Raw genomic sequence first — 7,042 nt, 5'->3', positions numbered from 1 at the left:
CTGGAAGCCCGTGCCGTGACCGCCGCTGACTCCGCCGCCGTTGCCCGCGCCAAGGCCGCCCTGGATTCGCTCGACGTCGCCGAAGGCCTCGCCGAACTCGAAGGCGCCTCCGCCCGTGTCGCCGTTGACGAAAAACGCATGATCAACTGCCGCGCCGACCTCAACCAACTCGTACCCTTCAAGTACGACTGGGCCTGGCAGAAGTACCTGGACGGCTGCGCAAACCACTGGATGCCGCAAGAAGTCAACATGACCGCCGACATCGCCCTCTGGAAAAACCCGGAAGGCCTGACCGACGACGAGCGCCGCATCGTGATGCGCAACCTCGGCTTCTTCTCCACCGCCGACTCCCTGGTGGCCAACAACCTGGTCCTGGCCGTGTACCGCCTGATCACCAACCCGGAATGCCGCCAGTACATCCTGCGCCAGGCTTTCGAAGAAGCGATCCACACCCACGCCTACCAGTACTGCATCGAATCGCTGGCCATGGATGAAGGCGAAATCTTCAACATGTACCACGAGATCCCGTCGGTCGCGAAAAAAGCCACCTGGGGCCTGAAATACACCCGCTCGATCTCCGATCCGAAGTTCGAAACCGGCACCGTCGAAACCGACAAAGAGCTGCTGCGCAACCTGATCGCCTACTACTGCGTTCTGGAAGGCATCTTCTTCTACTGCGGCTTCACCCAGATCCTCTCCATGGGCCGCCGCAACAAAATGACCGGCGTCGCCGAGCAGTTCCAATACATCCTGCGCGACGAATCCATGCACCTGAACTTCGGCATCGACGTGATCAACCAGATCAAAATCGAAAACCCACACCTGTGGGATGCCGAAATGAAGGAAGAAGCTTCGCAGATGATTCTGCAAGGTACTCAGCTGGAGATCGAATACGCACGTGACACCATGCCTCGCGGCGTGCTGGGCATGAACGCGGCGATGATGGAGGACTACCTGAAGTTCATCGCTAACCGTCGTCTGTCGCAGATTGGTTTGAAGGAAGAGTACCCAGGGACGACTAACCCGTTCCCTTGGATGAGCGAGATCATGGACTTGAAGAAAGAGAAGAATTTCTTTGAGACTCGGGTTATTGAGTATCAGACTGGTGGGGCTTTGAGCTGGGATTGATTCCTGAGCTAGCCGCGATTTGACGACTTGAATCGACAAATCGAACATCTGAAAGCCCCGATCTGATCGGGGCTTTTTTGTAGGGTAGGAAAACACCTACGAGCAATCTCAGTAGTAGCTAAACCGCCTACAGAAGATCCAGCACATTCTGTATTGAGGGCCACTCCAAGCAGCTCTAAACTTTATTGCAAGCGCCTAAGAAACGCCCAACGTAGAAGCAACTTCATCACACAGAATGCATGCTGGCATCCGCCATGCCTGCGCAATCCTGTGTGTAGGAGAATCGCTTGTTGGGATTTCTTAGATCCTCTACGTCGGGCTCTGGCCCTTTTCAACTTTATACGTAGAGGTAATGGGTATGCCTGCAGATACTTCACACCGATCAGTAATCTCTGATCCTTTCCATCCAATGATCTTTACCCTCCATAACCTACCGCTCCATGCCCTCCTGCTGGAAAATCAACCGTGGTTCTGCGCCCGTGACATTGGCCGCTTGATGGGTGTCCATCTCAGTGATCGCATGGTCAGCAAACTGGATAAGGATCAGCGCTGTATCTTGTGGATTGAATACTTCCGACAGCCACGGAAACAGCTAATGCTCAGCGAGTCCGGTGTATATGCACTATTGGTGTATCACTATGTCCCTGCAAATCGATTGTTACGCGAATGGCTGACCAATCAGGTTGTGCAGGCCTTACGCGATGCCGCGCAGCCTTATGCTGCGGATCGACCGATGTTGAGCTCGTTGGACTGGCCGGAAATGTCGTTAAATCTGCTGCACTGGCGCGGTGAAAGTTGGATTCGGCTACGGGACATGCCTTACCTGTCAGACGATCAAACGCAGCGACGGGTGTTGATAGCTAAGCCTTGGTGGCGGAAGGTAGCCCAAGTGCTTCAGTCGTCGAAGCGCACGAGGGACTAAGGACAGTCTGTAGGAACGAGAACGCATGGGTTTCCTACAATAAGCACTTCACTAACTGTCCTCATTTCCATAACCAGCAATTCGCAGCCTCTCAATATTTGCAGGCAACAGACCTCACTGCCTCGGCACACATTTCAATCAGCCTTCAATTGCTTCCAACCGCTGCTTCAGCTTCTTATTCACCAACGCTCCATGTACTCCAGAATGAATTTCCCGATGGCAACTTGGGCACACGGCTCCCACATAGCGCGGGTGATCTAACCCACCATCTGAGAGCCGGTTTACGTGATGCGGCTCTAAGTAGGGGGTGCCATCCTTTTTCATAAAAGGAGCCGGCCTCTCACAGCTCTCGCATTCGCCCTTGGCGCGCATCAGCACATAGTGCGCAACCTTCCGGCTGCGCTGATAGATCTTACGCGGAGCGGATAGCCCCAAATCATCGCTGCTAGGCTTACATGCAGCCAGCGCAGCCAACCGCGCCGCAGCCAGAGACTCGGAAAGGTCAGCCTCATCTTCATCCTGTTCTTCAGCTTCAATTAATTCACCAGGAATACCCACAGGGACTAACCGAAAAACAATCGCCGTCCGATCTTGGCCACTCACATCCGGCTGGGTCCGCTCAAACATGTCGGCGCAAGAAAACTCGCCCATGTATTCGTTGCCTTTACCTTTGCCGAGAGACTTAAACAAGTGCAGCGCTCGGCCATCCTCGGCATGCTCAGCGATGGCCCGGTTGCCTCGGATCAAAGTCATCGACCCACGTTGTCCTTCACCGGTATAAAGATAGGCACCGTTGTCCCAATCGTCGGCATACCCGTATTGTTCACCACTATCGCCTGTGAACAAAAATATCGCAGGGTAAGTTGCGGATGCTGCAATGCCGCTTTGCAGGCTCCCACCGAACGGTCCATTGATCTCGGTTTTTCGGTCGTAAACAGCCCCCTTCGTGAACTGCAAAACAGGCTCGCCTTCTCCACGCGGTAACTCCACAACAGTGAAGCCTCGCTTTTCTAGGTAACTGTTGGTTGGGCGCCCACCGGAGAATTTTCCTACAGCAATGCCAGTTGCCAGAGAGACGATTTTCTTCGCCGGATACAGTTCACCGCCCGAGTGAACGGCGTAACGGTGAGCTAGGTTTTTTTCCCAGCCCTGCCACTCGTGCTTACTCCGAAATTTACGATCAAACTCCAGCAACGCTTTGTCTATTCGTTCCTTCGAAACCGCTTTGATCACCACGAGTGCTGTCCTTATCGACAATGGCTGTAGGAAAATTCCTACACTCACCAAAGTATCAAAGGGTTTCAATTTGTTATAGGGCGAAAAGCCACTATTTCTAAGCGCTATTGCTCAATAGCGGGCAGCGGTGGAATAGACCAGCCGCTGTTCGCCTGCTACATCAATCTCATTTCTCCCACGACAATACTCTGCGCCCTCACCTCCCCAACCCACTAATCCGCCACGGACACACCGCCGCCCTAACCCCACTAGGCCCAACAATCTCCGGCGTCTGCCCCAACGACCTCGCGCTCAACACACTCCCCACCCGTTCAATCAACTGATCAAACCCCAACGTCGCATCCTCCTGATGCAACTTGCGCAGTTGTTCGACCAAGAAATAAGTGAAGGCGCCGTAGTGGTTGGAGCCCACCACATATTCGCTGGCCTTTTCGTTCTCCCGCGCAGCATAGAGCATCAGCGGCATGTAGGGCCCGTGGTGGCCGTAGAGTTTGCCTTGGCGCAGCAACTGGGCTTTTTTCTCGGGGCGCAGGCCGGTGGCGGCGCCTTGGGTGGTGCGGGTGCGGGTGAGGCCGCGGGTTTTGTTGTCTTGTTCGCTGAAGTCGCGGCGGTCGGCGTCGGTGGCGTAGACGCGGCGGTCCCAGTCACCGGCGTAGGGGTCCCAGCGCAGCATGCGGTGGCGGATGTCGCTGGGTGGGGTGATGCCGCGCACGCGGCCGTTGCCGCGGGTCATGCCGCCGGCGTAGCAGCAGTCGAACATGACGGTGAGTTTGGCGCCGTGGCCGTCCGGGTCGAAGGGCAGGTGGCTGTAGAACTGGCGGAACAGTTTGTCGGTGAAGTGGGTGCTTTCGTCGTCCCAGTCGAAGTCGTGGAGCACCAGGGTTTCGTCCATGCAGTCGGCTTCGCCGCTGCTGCTGTAGACCGGCAGCTGGGTGCCGTGGCCGGAGTAGAACAATACGCGCTCGTCGCCGGCGCGGGCGCCTTCCACCAGCCATTCGAGGCGCTCGACGAAGTTGGCCCGGGTCGCTCGGGCGTCGTGCAGCAATCGGATGTCGCCGGCGTCGTAGCCGCTTTCCTGAAGCATGCGACTGATCAGGTAGGTGTCGTTGATACAGCCCTCGAGGCGTGCGCTCGGGTCGAGGTAATCGTTGATACCGACCACCAAGGCGCGACGTTTGCGTTGGCCGCTACGGGACAGGAATGCCGGCACTTCCAGCGCTCGCGCAGCCACCACATCGCGGGCCAGTTGCGGCCACAGGCCGTTCTGGCTGGAGGCTGAGGACAAGTAGGCCTGGGCGGCGTGATTGAGGTCGAGCAGGTCATCGCGCAGCGGCACGCTGAATTCGGTTTGCAGGTCGACCCGCGCGGAATCCGGCGAGGTGATCGGCCGGGTCAGCAAGCCGTCGTTGGGGTTGTGGAGGTGGAACCAGCGGCGGATGCCTCGGCCGTTTTCGCTCAGGCGCAGCACCCGCCCGCCCCACACTTCGCGCATCACCAGCGGCAGTGCGATCGGTGAGCCGAAGCTGACGAACACTCGGCCATCGATGCGCTTGAGGGCCGTACCTTTTTTTGCCACCGAGCGGCGCAGGGCGTCGTAGCCGATCAGGCTGCCCAGCCCTTGGGCGAAGATGATCTGCGGATTGAATGCCTCGACCTTCGCCAACAGATGTTGAGTCAACGCAGTGCGCAACTCGGCGTCTTCGATCCATTGCACGATGGCGCCAACGGTGGTGCGCAACATCTGATTGACCGGCAGGCCCCAACTGCCGAAATTCTCGTCAGCCTTGCCCCTGGCGTCGGCGCTCAGCATCGCCAGGCCGCGGGTGATCTGGGCGAAGTCAGGCCCCTCCTTGAGTTGCTCGTCGAAGGACAGGAAGTCGATGTCCTGGTCATCGATGGGGCGACCGTTTTGCGCCAGTTGAGTGCGGATCAATGTGCGCCATTGGTCCTGCCAGTTCGCATCGATGCCGCCCTGCCCCTGGCCGGCTGGCGTGTAGCCGACACCCGGCAGGCACAGGACGCGCAGCCGCGTTGGCGCAACTTCCGCTCCCGGTTCGGCCAAGGCTTTGCTGGCAGGCACTGCAACGGGGCGAACCGTTTGCCCCTGGGCGGTGACCATCAAATCCTGCAAGCGCCGCAGTTTCGCCTCCAGGCTGTCGGCACTGGGCGCGGCAGGCGTGAGCGCGGCCTGAGCCGGATCAGCCAGGGCGCGGCTGCGGTTGCCGAGAAAACCGCTGACCCATTGGGCGCTGCTCTTCCAGATCTGCTCTGGGTCGAGGCCATCGAGGTAACCGGTGGCGCTGTCCACTACCTGCCGACTCTGGGTCGCCAGTTCGGACTCGATCAATGGCAACCCGACGCGACTGGGCACTACGGTGGCCGCCAACTTTGGCGCAGCCGTTACGCCCGGTGCAGCACGCCAGATTGGCGCGTTACCGAAGTGCTGCGCGGCGATCACCCGTGGACCGAGGGCGCTACGTGGCAATTTGAAGTGATCGCAAAGAAACGCCAGCAAACTGGTGTGATCGTAATGCTGCGCCTGGACGCTGCCCGTCCAGGGAATCAAGCCTGGCTTGAGCCACGGTGAAGCCAGGATCGCCGGCACCCGAACGCCGAGGCGGGTGAATGGATTTTTCCATGGGACATCGACCGTTGAACCAGTCGCCACGCAAGTCGGCGGCACCACGTGGTCATGGAAACCGCCATGTTCGTCGTACAGCAGCACGAACAGGGTTTTGTTCCAGACAGCGGTATTGGCTGACAAGGCGTTGAACACCTCACCGACAAACTGATCGCCAAAGCGCAAATCTTCGGGTGGATGATGCGACACATTGGGCCCGAGTTTGCCGTTGAGCAGGCCATAGCTCGGCTCGATCCAGGACAGTTCGGGGAGCTTGTCACCGGCGACGTCCGACTTGAAGTCGTCGATGCTCAGGTGCTGCAAACCACCCTTGACCAGCGCCGCCAGCGGGATCGCGCCATCGGAATAAATCCGCGCGTCGTGGCCGTTGTTGCGCAGCAGCGAAAAAATACTCTCGCCGCCGAACTGTGCAATCAGGCTTTTGACGCCAGCCAGCACCGTGCCCGTGGAGGGCATCAGCAAGTGACCATTGCAACTGCCGAGCATGGCAAAAAAACGGTTCGGCCAGGTGGGGCCTGGCACCGAGGAAAACCAGCGGTCGCACACGGTGAAGTTACGCGCAAGTCCGTGGATGGCCGGCAGCGTATCCTTCGCTGGCGTGGCGCCGAACGGGATGTAGTTCATCGCCCGTTGGGCCATGGACTGCGACCAGGTCTTGTACACCTTCAGGTCGCTGCGGGCCTTGTCGTAGGCGTCCTGGGCAAAACCGGCGAGCGTGGGGTTGGCCGGGCTGGTCTTGAAGGAGACGCCCAGTTGTTTCTCTACATTGACGAATTCGTGGCCAAGGTCAAAACCCTCGCTGTTGCCCGGCGGCAGCGCCGGAGGCAGAGGGGGCGGCGGCGCCCACAGACTGTAGTTCTCCGGGAACTCCGATGCCTGGGTGATCACCGTCGAATTGCCATTGGCCAGCTTCAGCAGGTTGGTGCTGGGCGCCTTGCGGTTGATACCGTCACACGCGGCATTGATGCTTGTGTAGTCCCCCAGCAAATGGTCGAACGAACGGTTTTCCATCATCAGCACGACGACGTGCTCAATCCCGGCGGGCCAGTTGTTCGGCATGGTTCGCTCCTTGATGTGAAGTCTCTATTTCGATCTCGCGGGTTTCACGACAATCC

4 protein-coding genes are annotated in these 7,042 nt (G+C 58.6%); 2 read left to right on the top strand and 2 right to left on the bottom strand.

Annotated features, from left to right (window positions below; all coding sequences use genetic code 11):
• Positions 1–1,128 (top strand): ribonucleotide-diphosphate reductase subunit beta, encoded by a 1,128-nt coding sequence (locus tag ACCD00_RS20980; protein ID WP_413427353.1) that lies wholly within the window; start codon positions 1–3, stop codon positions 1,126–1,128.
• Between the two features lie 358 nt (positions 1,129–1,486).
• Entirely contained in the window at positions 1,487–2,050 is a 564-nt protein-coding gene (locus ACCD00_RS20975; protein ID WP_413427352.1) for a Bro-N domain-containing protein, read from the top strand.
• 138 nt (positions 2,051–2,188) lie between these two features.
• Here ACCD00_RS20975 and ACCD00_RS20970 read toward each other — a convergent pair whose 3' ends face one another.
• Positions 2,189–3,286 (bottom strand): HNH endonuclease, encoded by a 1,098-nt coding sequence (locus ACCD00_RS20970; protein ID WP_413427351.1) that lies wholly within the window; start codon positions 3,284–3,286, stop codon positions 2,189–2,191.
• Between the two features lie 196 nt (positions 3,287–3,482).
• The gene (locus tag ACCD00_RS20965; RefSeq protein WP_413427350.1) at positions 3,483–6,986 is read right to left on the bottom strand and encodes an alkaline phosphatase family protein; all 3,504 of its coding nucleotides are present in this window, start codon (positions 6,984–6,986) and stop codon (positions 3,483–3,485) included.
• Between the last annotated feature and the right edge of the window lie 56 nt (positions 6,987–7,042).

Source organism: Pseudomonas sp. Pseusp3, from assembly GCF_047304225.1.
In the GTDB taxonomy this organism is placed as follows: Bacteria; Pseudomonadota; Gammaproteobacteria; order Pseudomonadales; family Pseudomonadaceae; genus Aquipseudomonas; species Aquipseudomonas fluorescens_CD.
Note: the sequence above shows the minus strand (reverse complement) of the source record. Positions and strands in the feature narration are given on the sequence as shown.

Bases quoted from the DNA above. Each gene is read 5' to 3' on its own strand.
- ACCD00_RS20965 (WP_413427350.1), bottom strand. From the start codon at position 6,986: ATGCCGAACAACTGGCCCGCCGGGATTGAGCACGTCGTCGTGCTGATG.
- ACCD00_RS20975 (WP_413427352.1), top strand. From the start codon at position 1,487: ATGCCTGCAGATACTTCACACCGATCAGTAATCTCTGATCCTTTCCAT.